We start from the raw sequence: 24162 nt of genomic DNA on the forward strand, positions 1-24162 counted from the left end.
TGCAGGTCAGGCCGAATCAAACAAAGTAGCCTGAACAGGTGTAAAATAAACCTGGTACACCCATTGGCGAACAAGGAACTATGGAAGAAAGAGAAGAAAAGATAGAGGATAAATTAGAGGACAGGCTCGATGATATTGTAAACGGTCTGCACCACAAGTCTAAAACCAAGCAGGCAATTTTCCGCAACACCGTTAGGGCCTTTGAGAAACTAAAGGTGATTGCCCAGGAGCTGGTGGCCGAGCTGACGGAGCGGGTGACGCGCCACGACGCCGACGTGGTGATTGAGTACCGTAGCGTTAGTGAACACGAGTTTCAAATCAAGTTCTCCGGCGATCTGCTGGTGTTTGTGATGCACACCAACGTGATTACCTTCCCCGACGATTACGAGATCATGCGCAACGATTACGTGGATGAGGACTTCAGACGCCGGTTCTTTGGGCACATCATGGCCTACAACTTTATGGCCGACACCATCAAGTATAACCGCCTCGACGACCCCGGTTACCTGATCGGGCGCATGCTTATCAACATCGAGAACCATTACTGCATCGAGGGCGTGAAGCAGCTGGACCTGCCACAGGAGCGGATCAGCAACATCGCCAAAAACGTGCTGAGCGACAGGGTGCTGCGGATAATTATAGAAAGCGCCATGGTGGCAGCCGTTAACAACGACCTGATGGGGCAGGATGTGAGTGATATTGAGCGTATTACGCTGAAGCAGAAATTGGAGAACACTCACCTTACCAAACCGCGCAAGCTGGGCTTCCAGATAAGTCCGGAGCTTACGAACTAGCGGCTATACTTTACACTTCCATAAAAAGTATAAAAACGGCCCGGGCAGCACCCGGGCCGTTTTTTTCGTCAATCTTTAAACTAAACTCTTTCAAAACTTTAAGGGCGGCCACGCGCTAAGCCACCTCCACTGGCTCTTCGCGCAGTTTATGCAGGGCTTTTTCCACCTGCGGCAGGCTCTCCAGCAGCTGCTCAAAGCTCTCGATGCAGAAGTACTGGCTCTGGAAGGTCTCCTTGATATAGGGCGTGTCCAGAATCTGCTGCACGTCAAAATCAAACTTTATACTTTGCTCTGACACTGACAATTTACTCTCACCGACAGAGGAAAGGATGCCTGCGCCGTAAATGCGGGCTTTCTCTCCCGGCTTGCGGAACAGCCCGAACTCGATGGTGTACCAGTAAATGCGCGTAAGGCGGTCGATAATGTCGGGGCGGTCCAGGTGCTGCAGCGCCAGGGATGACAGCTTGGCCAGGAACTCGCAGTAAACCGGTATGGTGAGCAGGGGCACGTGGCCGAAAACGTCATGGAACATGTCAGGCTCCTCCAGGTAATCCAATTGGTCCATCCTTCGCACCCACACGGTGGCCGGGAATTGCTTGTTTGAGATGAGTTTGAAGAACAGGGCGTCGTCCACAATGCCGGGGGCGGCCACTACCTCAAAGCCGGTCAGGGGCTTGAGGCGCTGGTTTACCTCTGCAAAGTTGGGGATACGGTCGGACTGGAAGTTTACGAGCCTCAGGCCCTCAAAAAACTCAGGGATGGCCTTACCGGGCAGGTTCTCGATCTGGCGCTGGTAAAGGATGGCCCATACGTTATGATTTTCCTCGGTGTACGTGCTGTAGTTTTGTGTCAGGTTCATGTTTTTATACTTTGATGATGTTAGAAAAGGCTGAAAAAAGAAAAAAGCAGGGGCTTGAGCCGCTGCTTTGGCAGGTTCACCGCTGGAGGAGCCGCTGCTCCTTTGTCCGAAATGTCAGGTGGTGGTGATTGCCTTAGCCGCGGGTGCAGTAATAGCGATAATAATAGCTGTAATAGCTATACACGCTCAGGCAATAAAAATAGGCAGTAGACAGCAGCGCCAGGCCAGTAGAAGCTGGCGTAGGAAGTGTAATGGCTATGGCTGCTGGTTTATGCATGTTGTTTTTGATGGTTGCAAGAATGCAAACTTCTGGGTTAAACGCAATTTTTACCGGAAGGTTTATACAGCAGGGGGTAAAGTTTATACTTTTATACTTGCTCCATCTGGCGCAAGTCTTCAGACTTGTGTCTTACAATGATGTTGAGTCTCTGACTCGACTGGCTTGAAAAGCCATACTTTATACTTTGGCTATACTTCTATACTTGCTCAGCTTATACTTTCCTAGCCACCGCTTCCTTCCATTTGAACCAAGCTATCCTAACTAGCCACCGTTCATCCTCCAGGCTTACATAAGCTACTGTTGCACCTCTGGCTTTGCAGCTCTCAAGCCCGAGAGGGCTCGCCTTCGGGCATCGCGCGGTGTACATTTCCTTTGCTACCCTTCGGTCGCAATGCCCTGGAAGGGCACCAGAAATCTACAAGGCGCTCAACCCAAAGGCTGGGATAAGGTCTATAGCTTCTGCTGATGCAACTTCAGCCAAGTTCCCCTTCGACGGGGGTAGGGGATGTTAATCGTCTGCCGAAACTCCCTCCCCTGTTTTTAGGGGAGGGTTGGGGAGGGGTAAAAGCTCCCCTCCTTAGCTAAGGAGGGGTAGGGGTGGTTGGACCCGGCACTACAAAAACTCCCAACCTTGCTCTGCGTGAACCCTGCTTGATACTTGATAAAAAGGTGAGGTATATTGTAAAGTAGGATCAGTTCAAGTTTATATTGTCATATTTGCCTGAATCCCAGGTTAAAACGTATAGACCTGAATCCCAGGTTAAAACGTATAGAATAGAAAATTAGAAGGTGGGGTTTAAAGTATGGAGGCAACCGGTATAGGAAAGTATAGCCGCTGCGGCAGAGCGTTGTTGCTCTTGCTGCTGATGGTGCTGGCTGCCTGTACCTCGTCGCCTTCCTCTTCCGACAAACCCAAAACAGAATATGTCATCATACTGGTGATAGACGGTACGCGCATGTCCGAAACCTGGGACTCCGTTCCGGGCCTTATCCCCAACATGTCTACCGTCCTGAAGCCGAAAGGCGCTTTCCTGCCCAATTTTCTCAACGATGCCTATACGTATACCAACTCCGGCCACGCAGCCATCACGACGGGCGTAAACCAGCCCATCGACAACTATGGCGACGAGTTTCCGGCTAACCCCTCCATCTTCCAGTACTTTCTGAAGCAGAGCGGCAAGCCTGCCACGGCGGCCTGGATCGTGTCGAGCAAGGACAAGCTGCACATACTGGCTAACACCAGCAGGCCCGGGTGGGAGAACACGTTTCAGCCGTCGGTAAATGCGGGCGTGAACGGCCCCGGCACCGGCTACCGCATGGATTCCCTGACCCTGATAGAGGTCAAGCGTATCCTGACGACCCATAAACCCAACCTGATGCTCATCAACTTTATGGAGCCTGACGGCTTTGCCCATGCCGCTAACTGGCCCAACTACCTGCGCGGCATTTCCCGGGACGACAGGTACGCTAAAGAGCTTTGGGACTTTCTGAATGAAGACGAGACCTTCCGGGGCAAAACCACCCTGTTTATCACAGCTGACCACGGGCGCCACCTGAATGGGATAGACGGAGGGTTTGTGGACCATGGCGATAGCTGCCCCGGCTGTCAGCAAATTTACCTGCTGGCAATGGGCCCGGACTTCAGGCGCGGAACCGTTGAGACAAGGCATACCCTGATTGACCTTGCCCCGACAGTGGCCCGCCTGCTTCATTTCACCATGGACTCGCTGGTGGTGGTGCCGCGCGTAGATACCACCTATGTAACTTCTCCGGCCGACAGCGCCCAGGCCGCTCTGGGGCAGGATTCTATCCGGCTGGAGATTGTGATGGATACGACCGTGCTGAAGGCCAGGGTGATAGAAGAGCTCTTCAAATAACTTTTGCGCCTTCCCGGAAAGTATAAACTTTAAGCCGCTGTAGGTATGAAATCGTGGCTGCTATACTTCCTGCTTCTTTGGCTGCTACCCGGCACGCCCTTGCTTCTCCGGGCTCAGAATGATACCACTGTACTTGCTGCTTCAGAAGAAAAGCTCGCGGATAGCCTGCGGGCGCTGCAAAACCCGCTATTCCGGAGCGAGGAGGTGCTGCATTTTACCCTCCGCATGGATGTGAAGACGGTGCTGCGCGATGTTGACGATGACCGGAAATCGCATGAGGCGGTGCTGATTTACAAAGGGGCAGATGGGGCTGAGGTGGAGGAGAAGCTGAAGGTAAAGGTGCGCGGCAACCGCCGCCGCGACCCTACCGTGTGCAACTTTCCGCCGCTGCAGCTCAATTTCTCGCGCAAAACCGTGCAGAGCACCATCTTTGGAAAAGTGAATAAGCTGAAGCTGGTCACGCACTGTATCAACGATGAATATGTGCTGCGTGAGTACCTGGTCTACAAAGTATACAACACCCTGACTGAGGCCAGTTACCGCGTGCGCCTGTGCCGGGTGCAGTACGAGGACCAGAAAGGCAGGCGTGACACAGAAACCGGCTACGCTTTTCTGATTGAGGATGACGATGTGATGGCCGCGCGCAACGGCGCAACCGTGGTGCCGGAGCAGGCGCTGGTGCGTATGGACCGGGCGGAAACAGCGGCCATGGCCCGGGTGGCTTTTTTCCAGTTTCTGATCGGAAACACCGATTGGTCGGTGCCCTACCGGCATAACATCGATTTGCTGCAGACCGATCCCCTCTCGGCGCCTATCCCCGTTCCCTTCGATTTTGATTATGCCGGCATCGTGGGCACGCCCTACGCCACTCCGCCCCCGGAACTGGGCATCAGCTCGGTGCGGCAGCGGCTTTTCAGGGGCTATACTTTTACAGACGAAGCATACGCGCAGGTGCGGGATCTATTTAACAAACGCAGGCGCGATATTTACAGGGTATATCAGGACTTTCCGCTGCTGGACAGGCGCTACATCCGGCAAACCACCAAATACCTGGACCAGTTCTATGAGGTGCTCAACAACCCACGGGATTTTCAGAATGCCTTTGTGAAGCAGGGGCAAAAGAACCTGCGCTCTGGCGTGGTGGTGAAAGGACTGGAAAAATAAAACCCCTTCCTGCAACCAGAAAGGGGTTTATACTTATACTTTATTCTTTTACATCAGCTCGGCCAACTCCAGCCACCGGAATTCCTTTTCTTCCAGCTGCCCGTTTATACTTTCCAGCTCCGTAGCAAGCGCGTGCAGTGATTCGTGGTCGGTGACGCCCCCGCTGTTCATGGTGTCGATGATCTCGGCTTTGCGGGTTTCGAGCTGTGCTATTTCCTTCTCCAGCTGCTCGTACTCCTTTTTCTCGTTGTAAGTGGCCTTGCGCTTGTTATTCGTTTGCTCCGGCTTTTTCTCTGCAACAGGTGCGGGTGTGGCCGCTTTGGCCTCATCCTGCTGTAGCTTGTCCTGTTTTTCCTGCTCCTTCTGCCACTCGCGGTAGTCGGAGTAGTTGCCTGCAAAGTTGCGGATCTTGCCCTCGCCCTCAAACACGAACAGGTGCTCCACCAGGCGATCCATAAAGTAGCGGTCGTGGCTCACGATAATTAGGCAACCGCCGAAGTTGAGCAGGAAGTCCTCCAGGATGTTGAGCGTGATGATGTCCAGGTCGTTGGTAGGCTCGTCGAGGATGAGGAAGTTCGGGTTTTTGATGAGCACGCGCAAAAGCTGCAGGCGGCGCTTTTCGCCACCGCTCAGCTTGCTTACAAACGTATACTGCTGCGGGGGCGCAAACTGGAAGTGCTGCAGAAACTGGCTCGCTGTAATCACTTCGCCGTTGGCCATCTCCACCACCTCGGCAATCTCCTTCACAATATCAATCACGCGCTGGTCTTCCTTATACTCCAGCTCATCCTGGGTGTAATAGCCAAAAACGGTAGTCTGGCCAGCCTCGATGATGCCGGTATCTGGCTGAAGCTTGCCCGTAAGCATGTTCAGGAAGGTTGATTTGCCGGCGCCGTTGGGGCCAACAACCCCAATGCGGTCCTTCTTCTTGAACACGTAGCTGAAGTCGTCTACAATCTTCTTCTCCCCAAAGGACTTGGAGATATGCTCTACCTCGATGATTTTACCGCCCTGGCGCGTGGTTTTAACCGATAGCTCCAACTGCGGCCCGGAAGTCTTTTTGGCGGCCTTTTCCTTCAGCTCCTCAAAAGCATCCACCCTATACTTGGCCTTGGTGCCGCGTGCCTTCGGCTGGCGGCGGATCCAGTCGAGTTCCTTGCGCATCAGGTTGCGGGCTTTCTCGGTTTCTGCCGCAGCGGATTGCTCGCGCTCAGCCTTTTTCTCCAGAAAGTAGCTGTAGTTGCCCTTGTAAGTATAAATCTCGCCGTTTTCCAGCTCGGCTATCTCGTTGGCCACCTTATCCAGGAAGTAGCGGTCGTGGGTCACCATCAGCAGGGTGGTGTTCTGCGTGCTCAGCATTCCCTCCAGCCACTCGATGGTGTCCAGGTCCAGGTGGTTGGTAGGCTCGTCCAGGATGAGCATATCGGGCTCCTCTATCAGCACACGGGCCATGGCCACGCGCTTGCGCTGGCCGCCGGAGAGGTGCTTTACCTTGGCGTCGAGGTTGGTGATGCCCAGTTTGGAGAGGATCTGCTTTACCTTCACCTCAAAATCCCAGGCCTGCAGCTCGTCCATGCGCTCCATGAGCTTCTGCATTTTCTCGTCGCCGGTGCTGGGGTTGGCAATGGCGGCCTCATACTCCTTTATCAGCTGCAGCGTCTCGTTCTGCATGGCAAAGATGGTCTGCTGCACGGTCAGCTCCTCATCGAACTCCGGGTTCTGACCCAGGTAGCCGATGCTGACTTCCTTACGCACGCTCACGCTTCCCTCGTCGGGGGGAAGTTTGCCGGCCAGTACGTTAAGCAAGGTGGTTTTGCCGGAGCCGTTTACGCCCACCAGCACCACGCGCTGTCCCTGGCTGATGCCAAAGCTGAGGTTTCTGAAAAGCCATCGGTCGCCGAAGCTTTTCGCAATGTTTTCTGCGGAAAGGAAATTCATAACTACAAAGTTAGCGATGTGCGGCCACAAACGGTAATGCCGCCGCTACAAAGCCGAAAGTATAAAGTATAAAAAAGGCCGGCCCTGCGGGGCCGGCCTTTCCAGATACGGTTAAAGTTTGTTTTTAAAGCACGTTATCCTGGGTTGCATGACGTCTGGCAAACGACTCGCTTGGCTTGCGGTGGGTTGTAAGCGATGCCAGGATGGAGAACACGCCACCAATCAGGTGCGGCATATAAACCCGGTCAGCGAAGTTAAACAACCAGGGTGATATGGCCAGAATCACGCCCAGGCCAAAGTCTACCATCAGGTGCGACTGCATCGGGATCTTGTGTATCAGGCCCACCTCAAAGTCGGTAAACACGGTTTGCAGCAGCACCAGAATGCCTGCCACCACCATCACCCAGGTAGCCGAGTCTACATCGGAGAAACCGAACAGCCATGGGGCTGCTATAAAAATCAGCCCTACCACATAGTCAAGAACCCCGTGGAACCGGGTTGGAATAAATCTCATAAAAAACCTCCTTTCATAATTGGTTTACAGCCTATTATACGAGGGGTTCAGGTTTTATATGAGAAATAGTGCAATTTTTTTAGGTAAACGGCTATTCATTTACCACCAGCGTGCGCGCCAGGTAGTCGTGCATCATCTGGTGCCTGCGGGAGTTGACCATCAGTACAAAGCCCAGACCGAACGGCAGCAAAGACAGGATTTTGGTAAAATAACGCAGGTTGGCCTGTGCAAACCCGATAGGTTTGCCACGCAGGTCGGTCACGCGCATGCCCAGCGTATACTTGCCAATGGTAGCCTGTCTTTGGGAAGATTCCAGAAATGTATAGTAGGCCCAGTGCAATATCGGGAAGAAGGGGTTCAGGAAAACCTCTTTGGCAGCCAGCAGCAACTCGCTTACATCTATTTTACCAGCCAGCACGGATTCCCAGGAATAAACATGTTGCGGCGCGCTGCTGAAGCCGTATACAACCAAGGTATAAATAAAGACCAGCAGAGTAGTATCCACCAGAAAGGAAACGAAGCGGGCAGGGAGCGTGCCGTATAAGGCGGAGCGTTTAACCGTGGGTGCGGGCGATAGCGTTATCGTGCTTTGCATGTGCAATAGGGTATAAGGTTCCGAAGGCCTGTTGCAGGGCCTGATGTTCGTCTCTTCACTCCAAACTGGAGGGGCTCCTTTGGTAAGGTTAGTTACCTTGAGAGATAACTAAGTGTGGCGTAAGTTGAAGTAGTTTAAATATAGATATTTATGATTTACAGAGCAATAGCTTGGATAATATTTATTTATATAAACTATCTTGTCAGCAATTTAACTTTTTGCAGTGAGTATAAATTCAAAAAGGTTACAAGAATTTGTGAGCGTACGTATTTAAAGGGTGAATAGCCTAAACAGCCGGTTTTTCATTAATTTAGCCCGTTATGAAGGAGGAAAAGAGCGAACGACCGATAGGGGTTTTTGACAGTGGAATCGGCGGGCTTACGGTGGCCCAGGCGATTATAAATGTGCTGCCGCAGGAACGTATTGTATACTTTGGCGATACGGCCCACCTGCCGTACGGCGATAAATCCACAGCAGCCATACAAGCCTATTCGGTGAAGATATGCGACCTGCTGATCCGGCAGCAGTGTAAGGTAATTCTCATTGCCTGCAACTCGGCCTCGGCAGCGGCCTACGAGCTGGTAAAAGAGTATGTGGGCAGCAAAGCCAAGGTGCTGAACGTGATAGATCCGATTGTGCAGTATATTGGCCATACGTACCCGGAAAAAACGATTGGCCTGATTGGCACGAAGCAAACAGTCAACTCCAACGTGTACCGCAAAAAAGTAGACGCGCTGGATAAAAACATCACCCTCCGGTCGGTGGCGACGCCGCTGCTGGCCGCCATGATCGAGGAGGGCTTCTTTAACGACTCTATTTCCGAGAGCGTGATAAACGCTTATCTGTCGGACCCGCAGTTGAAGGGAATGGAGGCGCTTATACTTGGCTGCACCCACTATCCGCTCATCAAAAAGCAAATTGAGGCCTATTACCAGGGCAGAGTGGATGTGCTGGATGCAAGCCAGATTGTGGCGCAGCACGTGAAGGAGTACCTGGAGCAGCACGACCTGGCCGCCAGCCAGCGCTCCGGCGACCATACCTTCTACGTTTCTGACTTCACCCGCTCTTTTGAGGAAAGCACCCGCATTTTCTTTAAACGCAAAGTGCACCTGGAGCATTATCCGCTGTGGGAATGATGGGAGTTTGGGAGTTAGAGAGTTAAAGAGTTAGAGAGTTAGAGAGTTAAAAAGGTTAGGAGGTAGAGAGTATTTAACTCCGGTAATCTATTTCCCGCTGTTCCGGACATCCTTGTCCGGAACCAAGGCTGCCGCGGATTTCCAAGTCCGCGTAGGTCATACTTTTATACTTGTCAGAATCAGGATTTACAGGATTAATGGATTTACAGGATTTTATACTTTGGCTATACTTCGGTATTATACTTTAATTTCTGGCGCAAGCGTCCGCTTGTGCCTCCCATGAACCGCCGCTTCTCCTTCCGCTGGCGTGGGCTTGCAACCCGTGCCTTACTATGGTGTTGGGTTTTCCCGAAATGCTTCGGGACAGGGCAACCCAACTGGCTTGAAAAGCCATACTTATACTTTGGCTATACTTTTATACTTGCCGGTTTATACTTTCCTAGTCACTGCTTCCTTCAACTTGAAGCAAGCTATTCTTTCAAAACACCGCTGTTCCTCTAGTTCCCACAAACCTAACGTTGCATCGCTGACTTTCTGCCCTCCCAGGCCGGGAGGCCTCGCCTTGGGGGTAGGGGCCCTCGATAAGGGCATCGCGCGGTGTACATTTCCTTTGCTGCCCTTCGGTCGCAATGCCTTTCAGGCACCGGAAATCTACAAGGCGCTCAACCCAAAGGCTGGGAATCATTCGATAGCCATGGCTAACGGAGCTTCAGCCAAAGTCCCCCTTCGAAGGGGGTAGGGGGATGTAATCGACAGCAAATGATTCCCCTCCCCGGAGGGGCTAGGGGTGGGTTTATACTTTGTAGGGACAGGTCGCGACCTGTCCGTGCGAGAACGGAGGCTATGGAATTTATACATCAGCCAAAGTAATCACAGACTCCCCTCCTTGGACTACCGAGAACGCGAGTTCGAAGGTAGCGAGCGAAGCTCTGAGGGGCCAGGGGTGGTTGGACCCGGTACTACAAAACTCCCTCCCCTGTTCTTAGGGGAGGGCCGGGGTGGGGTTAATACGCAGCCAGCTCTAGTTGGACCCGGCACCACCACCCCCTCAACCTAAGTATAAATCCAGCCAAACCCGGGAGCTTCCACGTAAAAAGCGTATCTTTATAAGCCAATCAAGACGAACCCTGATGAAGAAGAAGTACCTGACCATAGGAGACCTGAAGCGGAACGCCTTTATCGTGGCCGCCGCTGCCTGCATGGGCCTGACCAGCTGCGGACCCAATACCCAGAATGAAGAATGGAAAACCGGTGACGAGGTGAAAGTGCCGGATGGCATTATCACAGAGCTTACTGAGGAGGCGCCGGACCAGTGGAAAATCACGGACGAGCGCACCACGGCCCCCGGTAAAAGTATGGCCATCCTGAAGTATAACGACGGCCGTGTGGATACGCTGCAGGGCCTGGAGCTGGAGAGCCAATTGAAGGCGCTGGCTGATAACCAGCAGGTATACCAGCAGGGCGGAGGCTTTGGGATGGGCAATGTGCTGTGGTGGAGCGCGCTGGGCTATATGGCCGGCCGCACCATGGGCCCGCAGGCAGGTTATTACGCCAATCCCGGGGTGATGAACAACACGGCCGCCTGGCGCCAGGATGTGCAAACCTACCGCCAGCAATCCACCGCGCCACGCACCGGCCGCAGCGGCTACTTTAGAGGCAGCGGCACCGGTACCGGCGGCTAAGTTATACTTTACCCCAAGAATTAATGCTGAATAAGGATAAGTTAAGCGTTCGCCTGGAGCCTCATTCCGGCGACATAGACACCGCTGTGCGCGGGCTTGGCTGGGAGTGGTGCGTGGAAGACGGCTGCGCCAACTATGTGCCCGGCGAAGCGGTGGTGCTGCCGGAGCAGGAAGCCGATGCACTGCTGGAGGCTGCCGGAACCCTGTACGAGATGATGGTGAATGCCGTGCCCGATGGGCTTCCGGATGAATTTCTAAAAGTGCTGGGTATCCCGGAGAACCTGTGGGAGCTGCTACGCCAATCCTGGAACGACGACAGGCATTGGCACCTGTACGGCCGCTTCGACCTGGCTCAGACGCCGGAAGGCCCCAAGCTGCTGGAGTTCAACGCTGATACCGCTACCTCCATCCCTGAAACCGCTGTGGTGCAATGGGCCAGCCTAGCTGCGGCCGGTAAGAATGAGGCCCGGCAATACTCTGGCCTGTACGAGGCGCTGGTAGAACAGCTCAAAACTTGGCGCATGCTCAACTCCGATCTGGCTCCGGCCTTGCTGCTCACCTACATCGGCAGCAGCGCCGAGGATGAGGCTAATTGCGCTGTACTGGCGCAGGCCGCGAACGAGGCAGGTTTTGAGGCGCACCTTTGCCCGATTGAGCAGGTAAACATCTCCACAGAAGGCGCAGAGAAAGGCGTGTGGGCGCAGATAGGCGCCGAGCAGTGGCGACAATTCCCGTTCCTGTTCAAGCTTCTGCCCTGGGAACAAATTGCCTGGGAGGAACCGGAGCTGCTCGAGAGCCTGACCTACCTGGCCAGTATGCGCAACGTGGTCATTGCCAACCCGGCTTATACCTTGCTGTTTCAGAGCAAAGGCATGCTGGCCTGGCTCTGGAAAGCGTACCCGTACCACCCGCTGCTCCTCGAAACCGACCTGTCGCCCATCCAAGGCAAGTATATCCGCAAGCCATACTTCGGCCGCGAGGGCCAGAGCGTGGAGGTAGTGGACAAAGTAAGTATAACCAAGGTACGGGGCGATTACGACAGTCAGCAGCAGGTATACCAGCGCTGGTGCGAGCTGCCCGAAGACAATAAAGGCTATAAGTACCAGGCCGGCGTGTTCTGGGCCGGCGAAGGCTGCGCGATTGGCTTTAGAAGGGAGAAAGGCATTATCACCAACCTCTCGCAGTTCGTGCCGCACCTGGTAGCATAATTTATACTTTAAAGATACACGATGACGATAGAATCGGAGGAAGAGTTGGTAGGAATGCAGCAGGTAAGCGAAGCCGTTGCGGTTACCCTCAAGAAAATGCGTGAGTATACCAAGCCGGGCATCACCACCAAACAGCTCGATGCGTATGGCTACGAGGTGCTGCAATCCTTCGGGGCGAAGTCTGCACCCAAAATCACCTACGACTTTCCCGGCTATACGTGCATCAGCATCAACAACGAGGCTGCGCACGGCATCCCTTCCGAAAACACGGTGCTGAAAGAGGGCGATTTGGTGAATATAGACGTGTCGGCGGAGTTAAACGGCTTTTATGCCGACAATGGCGGCTCTTTTATACTTGGCAAGGACGTGCACGGGCTGAAAAAGCTGGTGGATACCTCCGTGAGCGCGCTGCACAAGGCGCTGAAGGAAATCAGGGGCGGAAAACGAATCTCCGAGATAGGCAGAATCATTGAAATGGAAGCCAAAAAGAATGGCTTTAAGGTAATCAAGAACCTGGTGGGCCACGGCGTAGGCAGAAGCCTGCATGAAGCGCCAAACGAGATTCCCTGCTTTTATGACCGCTACAACACGCAGCGCTTCCGGAAAAACACGGTGGTTGCCGTAGAAACCTTTATCTCCACTAAGGGCAGTTATACCCACGAGAAAGGCGACGGCTGGACGCTGCTTGCCGAACGTGGTGGTTATGTGGCGCAGCACGAACACACCATCCTCATCACCGACAGCGAACCGATTATCCTTACCAAATCAAACGGTATATAAGCCGCTGCACAGCCTCTAGCAGTTTATACTGCGCCCGGTAGAGTGGGAAAATTAGAAATTTGAAGATGTGGCGATTTCTGAAGTATAGCTATACGTTACCCCTGTGCCTGTTGCTCTTTTGCTGTAAGCAAGTGCAGCAGGAGGAGAGGGAAGTCATGATTCCCTTCACGCAGGATGATATTACCCAAATCTATAGCTTGGCTTTCGATTCTTTATTAGGGCGATCTGATAGATGGTTAGATGCGGAGCCTGTAATGGTTAACGATAGTGTAGTTGTGGAGGTAATCTTTAGTCCAGAAGATGAACCGCACCATTTTACTGATAGATTATTTTCAGAAGAAAGATATACAGCTAGTGGGAAAGATCTCTTAAAGAAATATGATGGATTCGAAGAAGAGCGGTTCAGAGAGATAATTGCGGATAGTACCTGGAAATTCTATAAGATTGTAGAACCTGGAAGTTTGAATACTTCTTTTAAGTATAAGCTAGTCCCTGTGCTGAAAGGTAAAGAATCATACTACCCTGGAGATACCTTAGGTGCTGTTTGGTTAAATAATATTGCTTTCAATAAAAGTGCTGATCATGCTATTGCAGTAGTACTTTTTACTAAAGATCCGGATTGGGGATTTGAAAAAGCATACTTCTTCACAAAAGAGAATGATAAGTGGAGGGTTGTCGGGCAGAACAGCCTGTTGATCTGGTAAAGTTCTATTTGCAGGAACTGGTCGCGACCTGTCAGCACAGTACCAATAGCTATGAAACTCATACTCTAAAATTGGCAGTCGCAGACTCCCCTCTTTGGACTACCGAGAACACGAGTTTGAAGGTAGCGAGCGCAGCTCTGAGGGGCAGGGGTGGTTGGTTTGGGGACTCAGATGATCCTCCCCATCCACAAATCCCGCAAATCCTGATTCTGACAAAATTCTATTCTCCAAATTATACCCTACCTTTGCGGGGATAAAGACAAACGCTATGCTCGCTTTTCTGCTGACCTTAGGAGCCTTGCTGGGAGTGGTGATTGTGCTGGCCTATGCTGAGCGCAAGGTGGCCGCTTTTATGCAAGACCGCATGGGGCCTACCGAGGCAGGGCCGCAGGGCTCGCTGCAGGCGGTGGCCGATGTGCTGAAGCTGCTGCAGAAAGAAGACATCGTACCGGCAGCTGCCGACAAAGGGCTGTTCAGGCTGGCGCCCATTCTCATCTTCGCGGCTGTTTTCGCGGGCTTTGCGGTGATTCCCTTCACACCAGATTTAGTGCCTGCCGGAATTGGCATCGGCGTGTTTTACCTGCTGGCCATTATCTCGCTGGATGTGGTGGGGCTGCTGATGGCCGGCTGGGGCTCGAATAACAAGTATGCCATGCTGGGCGCGATGCGCTCGGTGGCCCAAATCGTGTCTTATGAGATTCCGGCGGGGCTGGCTATACTTTCAGTGGTGATGGTGTGCCAGTCGCTGGACTTCCAGGAGATAAGTTACCAGCAGGGGGCGCTGATGAATCAGTTTCCGGGACTGGAGTACGAGATGAACTGGCTCTTCGGTATTGAGGCCTTGGGTATCAACACCACTACTATCGGCGGCATCACGACCTGGAACATTTTCCGGGCGCCTATACTTTTGGTAGCCTTTGTGATATACTTCATTGCCTCGCTGGCCGAGAGCAACCGCGCGCCGTTCGACATCCCGGAGGCAGAGTCGGAGCTGGTGGCGGGTTTCCACGTAGAGTACTCGGGCTTCCGGTTTGCGGTGCTATTTCTGGCCGAGTATAGCATGATGGTGTTGGTGTGTCTGGTAGCGGTAGTGCTTTTCCTGGGCAGTTGGAACACGCCCTTGCCGAACATTGGCCCTGTGGCACTGGCCTACTGGAGCTCCGGCACGCCCGGAGAACTATCAAGTATACTGTGGGGAGTTTTCTGGCTGCTGAGCAAGACTTTTATACTTTTATTCCTGCAGCTGCAGCTTCGCTGGACCTATCCGCGCCTGCGCGTAGACCAACTCATGCACCTGTGCTGGAAAGTGCTCACGCCGGTAGCGCTGGCTGTAGTTTTAATAGCCGGCATCTGGCGTTTGTTGATGATTTAAATTAGACTCAAGAGAGGGAAATCAGATACAGTTGATAGCCGGTTGTAGTGCGCATAAAGATTAAAATTAAAAGGATATGGATAAGAGAATTGCAATTAAAATAATGTTGTGGCTAGTCGTAGCTATCACGATTTTTCACATGGCAATTCTTTTCAAGGTGATTCCTTACGAAATTACATGGGGTGGTAGATTGAAAAGTGATGCTGAGATGTACGTGTTCGAATCAATATCTTTAGCAATCAATTTCTTTCTGGGTTTCATTCTTTTAATAAAAGGGGAGTATGTGAAGCCGATCTTACCCCTGAAATTTGTGAACATTGTTTTATGGGCATTTCTGGTATTGTTTATCTTAAACACTATTGGAAACATGGTAGCAAAGACAAATTTCGAGAAATACTTTGCCATCATAACGCTGTCTTTCTCTATTCTGATTTGGATTACTCTGAACAAAAGCAAAAAGCCACGAAGGCACAACAACACCTATAGTGCATAAACGCACCATAGCCCAGTCTGATGCATAACTTTATCGAGGCACTAAGGAAGAGATTACAGGAGCCACTGCCCGGTGAAGCTGCTCATAACCTGATGGCAAGCACCACCCGGACTAACCTTAAACTCAGACCGAAGCCTGACAGCCAGACGAAAGAGAGTGCTGTACTGATATTATTTTACCAGGATAAGGAACAAATAAAGCTGCCACTTATCCTGAGGCCTGTTTATGCGGGCGTACATAGCGGCCAGATTGGGCTGCCCGGAGGCAGAAGGGAAAAAGCGGATGCAGATTTCTACGAAACAGCCTTAAGAGAGGCGCAGGAAGAAATAGGCATCAACCCGGCAGAGGTTACCGTTGTTGGCCACCTGAGCGATCTCTTTGTATTTGCCAGCAACCATATGGTGCATCCGGTGGTTGGTTATATGGAGCATAAGCCGGCTTTTTTGGTTGACCCCAGGGAAGTGGACCAACTGATAGAAGTGCCGCTCTCCACGCTGCTCGATACAAGCATCCGGGGGATTACTAACTTTGTGGTAGCTGGCAACATAGAGATATCTGCGCCTTATTTTGGGGTGGACGGCCATACGGTTTGGGGTGCCACTGCTATGATGCTGAGTGAGTTGCTAAGTATAATAAATGAGCTGGAGGAGGACGCGCTCTGAGTGCGTTGAACGCTTAACTCATAATTCTTAACTTGAACGAAGTGAAAAAACATACAGGTTTTGGGTACGTGGTGAAGTCGCTGGTGAGCGGACTTGGCCTGACGTGGCGGCACTTTAAGAACGCCCGCAACCGCCGCACACCGGAGTATGTGTCGGACGAGAACTACTTTAAGCAGCCCGATGGCATGGCCACGCTCAAGTATCCGTACGAGGCTATCCCCGTGCCCGACAACGGCCGCTACCGCCTGCACAACGAGATTGACGACTGTATTGTCTGCGACCTCTGCGCCAAGATATGCCCGGTCAACTGCATTACGATTGAGTCTGTAAAGGCTACAGAGGATATTGGCATGACTTCCGACGGCACTAAAAAACGCCTCTACGCGCCGGTGTTCGACATCGACATGGCCAAATGCTGCTACTGCGGCCTCTGCACCACCGTTTGCCCCACCGATTGCCTCACCATGACGCCAGTGTATGATTTCGCGGAAGTAAACATCAAGAACATGGTCTACCACTTCACCGACCTCACACCGGAGCAGGCCGAGGAGAAGAAGCAGTTGCTGGCCAAACAGCAGGAAGAAATGGCCGCCGCCAAAGCAGCCGCGTTGGCAGCACGGAAGCAGCAGGGGTAATTGTTAAAGTAAAAACAATTCATAGCGCAAGCGTCCGCTTGTGCTCCCGAAACAGGAGCTAAAAAGGCACAAGCGGACGCTTGCGCCAGAAGACGAACAACGAATAACTAACAACGAACAACTAAACCGTGCTTTTCTACCTCTTCGCCATACTTGCCATACTTTCGGCAGCCTATGTAGTGCTGACGCGCAACCTGCTGTATGCGGGCTTTTCGCTGCTGATAACCTTGCTGAGTATAGCCGGCATTTACGTACTGCTGTTTGCCGACTTTGTGGCCGTCACGCAGCTGATGGTGTATGTGGGCGGGGTGCTGGTGCTGATTCTTTTCGGCATCATGCTCAGCAGCCGCGTGCACAACAAGTCGGTGCTGTCGGAGAGCGTGAACAAAGTATGGGGTACGCTGGTGGCCGGGCTTATACTTGTCGGGCTGAGCTATGCCATCCTGAAGGCGAATGTTGCCTCGCTGCCCTGGCTGCAGCCTTCCGAGGTGGATGTGCTGGGTAATCAGAAAAGCACGGTGCAAAGTATAGGCATTAAGCTGATGACCGATTTTGTGGTGCCTTTTGAGCTGGCTTCGCTGCTGCTGCTCATCGCCCTGATGGGTGCCGCCTACGTCGCCACCGAAAAACAGAACGCATAAGTATGGAGCAGATTCCGTTAGAGCATATTTTACTTTTGAGCGCGGTACTGTTCAGCATCGGAGTGCTGGCCGTTATCTCCAAGCGCCATGCGGTGGTAGTGCTGATGGGTATCGAGCTGATTTTTAATGCGGCCAACCTCAACCTGGTTGCCTTCAGCCGCCACGACCCCACGTTGCTGCAGGGCCAGATGTTCTCCCTCTTCGTTATCCTGGTCGCTGCCGCTGAGGCAGCCGTGGCGCTGGCCATCGTGCTGCGGGTGTACCAGTACTTTAAAACGGCCAACCTGAATCAAATCGTTACGCCAGAGAAATAAAGTCTATGGTACAGAAATCAACTTTCAGCGTTTCAAAAATGGATTGTCCCTCAGAGGAGCAGATGATCCGGATGAAACTGGAGGACGATGCAACCATAACGCGGCTGGACTTCGATATTCCGAACAGGCAGTTAACCGTTATTCACTCCGGAGAGGCTGATGCGATAGCGGGAGCCATTAATGAGTTGAAGCTGGATGCCGCTTTACTCTCTTCAGAAGAAACAGCGGCTGTGACAACGGCTTCACAACCTGCAGCAGAACGAAGGTTGCTGTGGATCGTGCTCCTGATCAACTTCGGTTTTTTTGTGCTGGAAATGATAACCGGCTTCCTGTCGAGATCCATGGGGCTGGTGGCTGATTCGCTGGACATGCTGGCGGATGCTTTTGTGTATGGCCTGGCGCTGTTTGCAGTAGGAGGGGCCGCTAGTCGCAAAAAGAGTATCGCCAGGATTAGCGGATACCTGCAGTTAGGGTTAGCCATACTTGGTTTTGCCGAGGTAATCCGCCGGTTTCTCGGCTTCGAGGTTACTCCAGCCTTCCAGACCATGATCCTGGTGTCTTTCCTGGCTTTGCTGGGGAATGCTGCCTCCCTCTACGTGTTGCAGAAGTCAAAGAGCCGGGAAGCACACATGCAGGCCAGCGTAATCTTTACCTCGAACGACGTGATCGCGAATATCGGTGTAATCCTGGCCGGGGTGCTGGTATACTTCACCGCTTCCAAAATCCCTGATCTTATCATCGGAGCCATGGTCTTCCTGCTGGTGGCAAGAGGTGCATTCCGCATCCTGAGCCTGTCTAAATAGTAAGAAAGCCCCTTCTGCTATATAGAGTTAAAGATTAGCTATTAAGAGAAGCACTTTCTCCTTAACTTTGCCCGCTGTTTGCTGGCCCCGGCCATGCCTTTCCCTAACAAAACCAGAAGTATACTTTGGAGCTATCCGAACTCTTAAAGCCTTTGGCGGGCACACCCCAAACCACAGCTGCGCTGGTGGTGCTGTTGCTGCCGCTGCTGGGCTTTCTGGTGCTGTTTATAGTGGGCAAGCGCCTGCCGCGCCACGGCGACTGGCTGGGCATCGGGCTGACGGCGGTGGCATTTATACTTTCCGGGTGGCTGTTTGCGCAGACCTGGAACACCGCCACCTTTCACGCGCGCACTACCTGGTTCAGCCTGCCGGGCAACTCCCTGACCGACTTTACGGCTGGTATCCTGCTCGATAACCTCACGGTGCTGATGCTGGTAATTGTCACTTTCATCTCGCTTTTGGTGCAGCTGTTCTCGGTGGGCTACATGCACGGCGACAAGGGCTACAGCCGCTACTTTGCCTTCCTGGGCCTGTTTACCTTTAGCATGCTGGGTATTGTGCTGGTGGATAACCTGCTGCTGCTGTTTATGTTCTGGGAGCTGGTGGGGTTATCCTCATACTTGCTCATTGGCTTTTGGTTTGAGAAACCGGCTGCGGTGGCGGCCAGCAAAAAGGCTTTTCTCATTAACCGCATCGGCGATATTGGGTTGCTGCTCGGGCTGTTCGCTTTCTATACTTATTTCCGCACCTTCGACCTGGAGGCGCTGCGTCTGCTCATCGGGAATGGAGTCTGGGAGGGCGGCAGTTTTGTAACGTCTTATACTTTAAACAACCAGGAGTGGCTGGTGGAGCTGGGGCCGGTCTTCCTGACGGTGGCGGGGCTGGGGCTGTTTATGGGCTGTGTGGGCAAGTCGGCGCAGTTTCCGCTGCAGGTCTGGCTGCCGGATGCCATGCAGGGGCCGACGCCCGTGTCGGCACTCATCCACGCAGCTACCATGGTGGCAGCCGGCGTATACCTGGTGGCCCGCTGCTATGCCTTCTTTACGCCGGAGGCGCTTGCCGTTATCGCCTTGGTAGGAGCCCTGACAGCCCTGGTTGGTGCCCTGGTGGCACTCACGCAGTATGACATCAAAGCCGTGCTGGCTTTCTCCACCATCTCGCAGCTGGGCTATATGGTGATGGGCATGGGCGTGGGCGCGCACGACGCGGCGCTGTTTCACCTGTCTACCCACGCGTTTTTCAAGGCCGCGCTCTTCCTCAACTCGGGCATCATCATCCACGCCATGCACCGTGGGCTGCACCAGCACCACCTGCCCCTCGACGCGCAGGACATTCGCCATATGGGAGGCTTGCGCAAAGCGATGCCGCTAACATTTTATACGTACCTGGTGGCAGCAGCCGCGCTGGTTGGCCTGCCGCTTTTCTCCGGATTCTTATCAAAAGACGCCATCCTTTCTGGCAGCTGGGCCTGGGCGCAAACCATGGGAGGCGGTTTATACTTTGTCATCCCGGTAATCGGATTCTCGGTAGTGCTGCTCACGGCTTTCTACATGGCGCGGCACATGTGGTTTATCTTCTTCGGCGAGTTCAGGGCAGCATTTCCGGTGCAGGACGTGCGGGGGAAGGCAGGGCAGGAGGTGGAGCGCGTGATGCTGTTGCCGGTGATCCTGCTGGCTATACTTTCGCTGGGCATTTTCTTCTCGCTTAACCCGCTGAGTTTCGGCGGCAGCTGGCTTCTGCAGGGCATCAGCCTGGAAAAACTATCCACCTCCTACATCTTGTCTGATGAGCTGGTGCAGGCGGTGATAGCACGCGATGCAGCCAACCATACCCTGCACCTGGTTTTTGGTATACTTTCCACTTTGCTGGGCGTAGCAGGCATTAGTTGGGCTATTCTAAAGTATAAAAGCAGAACAATAGGTCAGTTGCTGCACGAGCAGCCGCAGGGTAGGCTGGCGCAGTTCTCGCACCAGCATTTCCGCCTCAACGAGTTTTATGACAGAACTTTTGTGCAGCCCACGCTTCGGCTAGGTCACCAGCTTTACCGCATCGACATAAAAGTTATTGACTATGTGCTAAACAATGGCAGCAAGGCGCTGGTGATCCTGGCCAAGTTCGTGGCCTGGGTAGATCGCTGGGTAGTGGATGGACTGGTGTGGCTGGTGGGGGCGCTCTCCAAAGTAACGGGACGTGTGGGCCGCGGGCTGCAGAACGGCAAGGTGCAGAGTTACTTCGCCTACTCGCTGTTCGGATTTATTTTGCTGATGCTATATATCATCCTGTTTTGATTTACCTTTGAAGTCATGATTTTCGGGATGAAAGGATGAACAGGAGGCGGAAATCAGGAATTTGAAAATTTAGGATTGAATTTACGCTATGTCGGACAGCAAATCCGGAACAGCAAAAGGTACACGCAGCGTCGTGCTACTTGATTCGTGATACTTGTGTCGAATACATAAATGGATTTTATACTTACCAGCCTCATTTTTACACCCTTATTGGCAGCGCTTGTCATCTTGCTGCTGCCGGTGCGCCTGCATAAGCCGATAAAGGCGGTGACCCTGCTGGCAGCCCTGGTGCAGATGGGGCTGGCTATACTTTTATACTTCCGGTTCGACGGAGGCGCGGCCGCTAACGGGCAGATGGGCTACCAGTTTGTGCAGAAACTTAACTGGATTGGCTTCTCGCTCGGCAACCTGGGGCGTTTCCAGATCGACTACTTCGTGGGCGTGGATGGGGTGAGCATCAGCCTGGTGCTGCTCACGGGCCTGGTGGGCGTCATCGGGGTGATCTCCTCCTGGAACATCACCAAAAACGTGAAGGGTTATTTCCTGCTCTACCTCCTGCTGCTCACCAGCGTGATGGGCTGTTTTCTGGCGCTGGATTTCTTCCTCTTCTACCTCTTCTTCGAATTCATGCTCCTGCCCATGTACTTTCTCATCGGCATCTGGGGCGGCCCAAAGCGCGAGTATGCGGCTATCAAGTTCTTCATTTATACGTTGGTGGGCTCGCTATTTATCCTGATTGTGATGATCGGGCTCTATACTTCGGTGATTGACCCGGCGGCCACCGCGGTGCAGATGGGGCTGCTGGAGCGGGGGCAAGCGGCCAGTGCCGAGGTGCTCAGCCAGGTGCAGCAGATGCTGCAGCGCAACCAGATCAGCAACTACAACCTGGTGCATACCTTCAGCATTCCGGCCATGATGGAGCCGGCCAACTTTATCCCGAACAGCCTGCTGCACGTGCTCTCAGGAAGTATACTTTGGGACTTGCCGCTGCGCTTTATCGCGTTCCTGCTGCTGTTTGCCGGTTTTGCCATCAAGGTGCCGTCGGTGCCGGTGCATACCTGGCTACCCGACGCGCACGTGGAGGCGCCCACGCCTATTTCGGTGCTGCTGGCGGCCTTGCTTCTGAAAGTAGGCGGTTATGGCCTAATCCGCATCGTGTACCCCATCTTCCCGGATGCTGGCACCTACTTCTCCATACTTGTCGGGGGCCTGGGCGTGCTGTCGATTATCTACGGGGCGATGAACGCGCTGGCCATGAAGGATCTGAAGAAGCTCATCGCTTACTCCTCGGTGTCGCACATGGGCTTTGTACTGCTGGGGCTGGCCACGCTCACCAACGAGGGCGTGAACGGGGCGATCTACATGATGTTCAGCCACGGCATTATCTCAGCTATGCTGTTTCTGGTGGTGGGCGTGATTTACGACCGTGCCCATGACCGCATGATTCATAACTTCCGGGGCCTGGCCAACGCGATGCCGGCTTATACTGCCTTTGTGGTGGTGGCCTTCTTTGCCTCGCTGGGGATGCCGGGCTTCTCCGGGTTTATCTCGGAGCTGCTGGTGCTGGTGGGCGGCTTTGGTGCGCCGGAGGCCACAGGCTTGCTGCCGCGCTGGCTGACAGTGGTGGCGGTGTTTGGCCTGCTGCTGAGTGCAGCCTACTACCTGTGGGCGCTGCAGCGCATGTTCTTCGGCAAGTTTTGGATCTTTCCCGAGCTGCGGCAGAATGCCCTCATCACCGACCTGAACACAAGGGAGTACCTGATGCTGGTGCCGCTGGCAGTGCTGGCCCTGGTCTTCGGCATTTTCCCGCACCTGCTGCTGGACAAGATTGGTCTGACGGTGAACGGCTACACGGAGATGGTGCTGCTGCGCGGGCAGGAGCAGCTGGGTTTAATTTTATCAACACTACAGAAATAAGTGAACGAGCAGGCGGTATACTTGTCGGATAAGCTGGATGCCATAATTGCCGGGGCAGGCTCGCTGCTGCCGGAGCTGGTGCTGGCCGGCTTTTTCCTGCTGCTCGTGACGCTCGACCTTTTCAAGGCCCAACGTATAAAAAGGCTCTTGCCCTGGCTGGCCCTGACCGGCTTGTTCTGGGTGCTGGTGCTGCAGGTGCTGGGCGGCTATACTTCCGGCGACGAGCCTTTCCTGGATTTGCTGCTATCGGATGGGATGGCCCGCTTTGGGGGCATACTATTTAGTGCGGCAGGTATTTTTACCGTGCTCATGTCCTTGCAGCACCCGCGGCTGGAGAAGCTGCAGGAGGGCAGGGGCGAGTTCTACGCTCTTATACTCATCCTGGTGCTGGGCCTCAACCTGATGGCCAAGTCAGTGAACCTGTTGATGGTGTTTCTGGCCATTGAGCTGGTCTCCATCGCCTCCTACATCCTTACACTTACCTTTAAGCAGGAGAAACGCGCCGTGGAAGCCGGCCTGAAGTATGTGCTGTATGGCACGTTTTCGGCGGGCGTGATGCTGTACGGCATGTCGTTTTTTTATGGCCTGACGGGGACGCTGAACTATGCTTCGGAGGACTTTGCGCTGGGCCTGCTGCAGGCTGATACGCTGCTGGTAACCGTGGCTGCGGTGCTGGTGCTGGCCGGCTTTTTCTTTAAAATCTCTGCTGCCCCTTTTCATTTCTGGGCGCCGGATGTATACCAGGGCGCACCGATGCCGGTGGTGGCGCTTTTCTCTACCGGTCCCAAGATGGCGGGTATCCTGGTAATCCTTCGTTTTGTAAATAACTTTACCGACGCCGATGCCTTTGCCGATGTGCAGCTGCTGCTAGGTATCGCCGCTCTGGTAACACTAGCCATCGGTAACTTTACGGCCCTCTGGCAACGCACGCCACGCAGGCTGCTGGCATACTCTTCGGTATCGCATGCCGGCTTCCTGCTGACGGCGCTGCTGGCTTTTGGCACAGGCTATACTTCCAGTGTGCTTTTTTACCTCACGGTGCTGCTGTTCATGAACTTCGGTATCTTTTTGCTGCTGCAGGTGGCCGAGGAGAAGTATGGCGTGCAAACACTGGAGGATTTTTCTGGGCTGGGCCGCTTGCTGCCTTACTTCGGGGTGATGTCCGTGCTCTACCTGCTCTCGCTCACGGGGCTGCCGCCGCTGGCTGGTTTCATGGGCAAGCTGCTGATCTTTAGCAACGTGTGGGAGGCCTATACTTCGTCCGGAAACCCCATGCTGCTCGTGCTGCTAATCATCGGAATCCTGCTGACGGGGGTGGCGCTTTTTTACTATATCAAGATACCATACTACCTTTTCTTCAAAAGGAATCAATCTCACGAAAATTTAGTTATTTCACCGTCAGATAAACTGATGCTGGCACTGTTCGCCCTGCCGCTGCTGGTCTTTTTCTTTAAACCTGACCTGCTGCTGCACTGGATAGAGCACTTACTGGCCCAGACACTTTAA

23 protein-coding genes are annotated in these 24162 nt (G+C 53.4%); 18 read left to right on the top strand and 5 right to left on the bottom strand.

Annotation, left to right across the window (positions count from 1 at the left end):
- Positions 1 to 80: 80 nt before the first annotated feature.
- Positions 81 to 794, top strand: a complete 714-nt coding sequence (locus C8N40_RS03875; RefSeq protein WP_108210490.1) for a hypothetical protein — start codon at positions 81 to 83, stop codon at positions 792 to 794.
- Between the two features lie 115 nt (positions 795 to 909).
- On the opposite strand, the gene C8N40_RS03880 is transcribed toward C8N40_RS03875, so the two are convergent.
- Together C8N40_RS03880 and C8N40_RS22585 are read right to left on the bottom strand one after the other, a co-directional pair.
- A complete protein-coding gene (locus C8N40_RS03880; protein WP_108210491.1) occupies positions 910 to 1653 on the bottom strand; it encodes a phenylalanine 4-monooxygenase in 744 nt (247 codons plus the stop codon).
- Between the two features lie 133 nt (positions 1654 to 1786).
- Positions 1787 to 1930 carry a hypothetical protein gene (locus tag C8N40_RS22585; RefSeq protein WP_170114015.1) on the bottom strand — a complete coding sequence of 48 codons (144 nt, stop codon included), beginning with the start codon at positions 1928 to 1930 and terminating at the stop codon, positions 1787 to 1789.
- A gap of 806 nt (positions 1931 to 2736) precedes the next feature.
- On the opposite strand from C8N40_RS22585, the gene C8N40_RS03885 reads away from it, so the two are divergent.
- The gene (locus C8N40_RS03885) at positions 2737 to 3810 is read left to right on the top strand and encodes an alkaline phosphatase family protein (protein ID WP_108210492.1); all 1074 of its coding nucleotides are present in this window, start codon (positions 2737 to 2739) and stop codon (positions 3808 to 3810) included.
- A gap of 45 nt (positions 3811 to 3855) precedes the next feature.
- Positions 3856 to 4974, top strand: coding sequence for a hypothetical protein (locus tag C8N40_RS03890; RefSeq protein WP_211318037.1), 1119 nt, complete (start codon positions 3856 to 3858; stop codon positions 4972 to 4974).
- A gap of 48 nt (positions 4975 to 5022) precedes the next feature.
- Here the strand turns inward: C8N40_RS03890 and C8N40_RS03895 are convergent, their stop codons facing one another.
- The 3 genes from C8N40_RS03895 to C8N40_RS03905 form a co-directional block, all read right to left on the bottom strand.
- On the bottom strand, positions 5023 to 6912 hold the full coding sequence (locus C8N40_RS03895; RefSeq protein WP_108210949.1) for an ABC-F family ATP-binding cassette domain-containing protein: 1890 nt from the start codon (positions 6910 to 6912) through the stop codon (positions 5023 to 5025).
- A gap of 124 nt (positions 6913 to 7036) precedes the next feature.
- The gene (locus C8N40_RS03900; RefSeq protein WP_108210493.1) at positions 7037 to 7426 is read right to left on the bottom strand and encodes an SPW repeat protein; all 390 of its coding nucleotides are present in this window, start codon (positions 7424 to 7426) and stop codon (positions 7037 to 7039) included.
- A gap of 91 nt (positions 7427 to 7517) precedes the next feature.
- Positions 7518 to 8021 (bottom strand): RDD family protein, encoded by a 504-nt coding sequence (locus C8N40_RS03905; protein WP_108210494.1) that lies wholly within the window; start codon positions 8019 to 8021, stop codon positions 7518 to 7520.
- 320 nt (positions 8022 to 8341) lie between these two features.
- Between C8N40_RS03905 and murI the strand changes: the two genes are divergently transcribed.
- The 15 genes from murI to C8N40_RS03980 all read left to right on the top strand — a co-directional run bounded on the left by murI (position 8342) and on the right by C8N40_RS03980 (position 24162).
- Positions 8342 to 9157, top strand: coding sequence for a glutamate racemase (gene murI / locus C8N40_RS03910; protein WP_108210495.1), 816 nt, complete (start codon positions 8342 to 8344; stop codon positions 9155 to 9157).
- Positions 9158 to 10287: 1130 nt separating this feature from the next.
- Positions 10288 to 10839, top strand: coding sequence for a Cj0371 family chemotaxis-regulating polar lipoprotein (locus C8N40_RS03915; RefSeq protein ID WP_108210496.1), 552 nt, complete (start codon positions 10288 to 10290; stop codon positions 10837 to 10839).
- A 23-nt stretch (positions 10840 to 10862) separates the two neighbouring features.
- A complete protein-coding gene (locus C8N40_RS03920; RefSeq protein WP_108210497.1) occupies positions 10863 to 12047 on the top strand; it encodes a glutathionylspermidine synthase family protein in 1185 nt (394 codons plus the stop codon).
- A 21-nt stretch (positions 12048 to 12068) separates the two neighbouring features.
- Complete coding sequence (map, locus tag C8N40_RS03925) at positions 12069 to 12827, top strand: type I methionyl aminopeptidase (RefSeq protein WP_108210498.1); 759 nt, start codon at positions 12069 to 12071, stop codon at positions 12825 to 12827.
- 131 nt (positions 12828 to 12958) lie between these two features.
- The gene (locus C8N40_RS03930) at positions 12959 to 13531 is read left to right on the top strand and encodes an exonuclease/endonuclease/phosphatase family protein (RefSeq protein WP_146173504.1); all 573 of its coding nucleotides are present in this window, start codon (positions 12959 to 12961) and stop codon (positions 13529 to 13531) included.
- Between the two features lie 268 nt (positions 13532 to 13799).
- A complete protein-coding gene (locus tag C8N40_RS03935) occupies positions 13800 to 14903 on the top strand; it encodes a complex I subunit 1/NuoH family protein (protein ID WP_108210500.1) in 1104 nt (367 codons plus the stop codon).
- A 76-nt stretch (positions 14904 to 14979) separates the two neighbouring features.
- Positions 14980 to 15396: a hypothetical protein gene (locus tag C8N40_RS03940; RefSeq protein WP_108210501.1), complete on the top strand. Its 417-nt coding sequence runs from the start codon at positions 14980 to 14982 to the stop codon at positions 15394 to 15396.
- A gap of 92 nt (positions 15397 to 15488) precedes the next feature.
- Positions 15489 to 16058: an NUDIX hydrolase gene (locus C8N40_RS03945; protein WP_245904984.1), complete on the top strand. Its 570-nt coding sequence runs from the start codon at positions 15489 to 15491 to the stop codon at positions 16056 to 16058.
- 41 nt (positions 16059 to 16099) lie between these two features.
- On the top strand, positions 16100 to 16693 hold the full coding sequence (locus C8N40_RS03950) for a NuoI/complex I 23 kDa subunit family protein (RefSeq protein WP_170114016.1): 594 nt from the start codon (positions 16100 to 16102) through the stop codon (positions 16691 to 16693).
- Positions 16694 to 16821: 128 nt separating this feature from the next.
- Positions 16822 to 17334 carry an NADH-quinone oxidoreductase subunit J family protein gene (locus C8N40_RS03955; RefSeq protein ID WP_108210503.1) on the top strand — a complete coding sequence of 171 codons (513 nt, stop codon included), beginning with the start codon at positions 16822 to 16824 and terminating at the stop codon, positions 17332 to 17334.
- A gap of 2 nt (positions 17335 to 17336) precedes the next feature.
- Positions 17337 to 17648 (top strand): NADH-quinone oxidoreductase subunit NuoK, encoded by a 312-nt coding sequence (nuoK, locus tag C8N40_RS03960; RefSeq protein WP_108210504.1) that lies wholly within the window; start codon positions 17337 to 17339, stop codon positions 17646 to 17648.
- A 5-nt stretch (positions 17649 to 17653) separates the two neighbouring features.
- Positions 17654 to 18451, top strand: a complete 798-nt coding sequence (locus tag C8N40_RS03965) for a cation efflux transmembrane domain-containing protein (RefSeq protein ID WP_108210505.1) — start codon at positions 17654 to 17656, stop codon at positions 18449 to 18451.
- A gap of 125 nt (positions 18452 to 18576) precedes the next feature.
- The gene (gene nuoL, locus C8N40_RS03970; RefSeq protein WP_245904985.1) at positions 18577 to 20739 is read left to right on the top strand and encodes an NADH-quinone oxidoreductase subunit L; all 2163 of its coding nucleotides are present in this window, start codon (positions 18577 to 18579) and stop codon (positions 20737 to 20739) included.
- 171 nt (positions 20740 to 20910) lie between these two features.
- The gene (locus tag C8N40_RS03975) at positions 20911 to 22656 is read left to right on the top strand and encodes a complex I subunit 4 family protein (protein WP_108210507.1); all 1746 of its coding nucleotides are present in this window, start codon (positions 20911 to 20913) and stop codon (positions 22654 to 22656) included.
- The gene (locus tag C8N40_RS03980) at positions 22657 to 24162 is read left to right on the top strand and encodes an NADH-quinone oxidoreductase subunit N (RefSeq protein WP_108210508.1); all 1506 of its coding nucleotides are present in this window, start codon (positions 22657 to 22659) and stop codon (positions 24160 to 24162) included. It begins immediately after the preceding gene.

The organism is Pontibacter mucosus (assembly GCF_003054055.1).
GTDB lineage: Bacteria > Bacteroidota > Bacteroidia > Cytophagales > Hymenobacteraceae > Pontibacter > Pontibacter mucosus.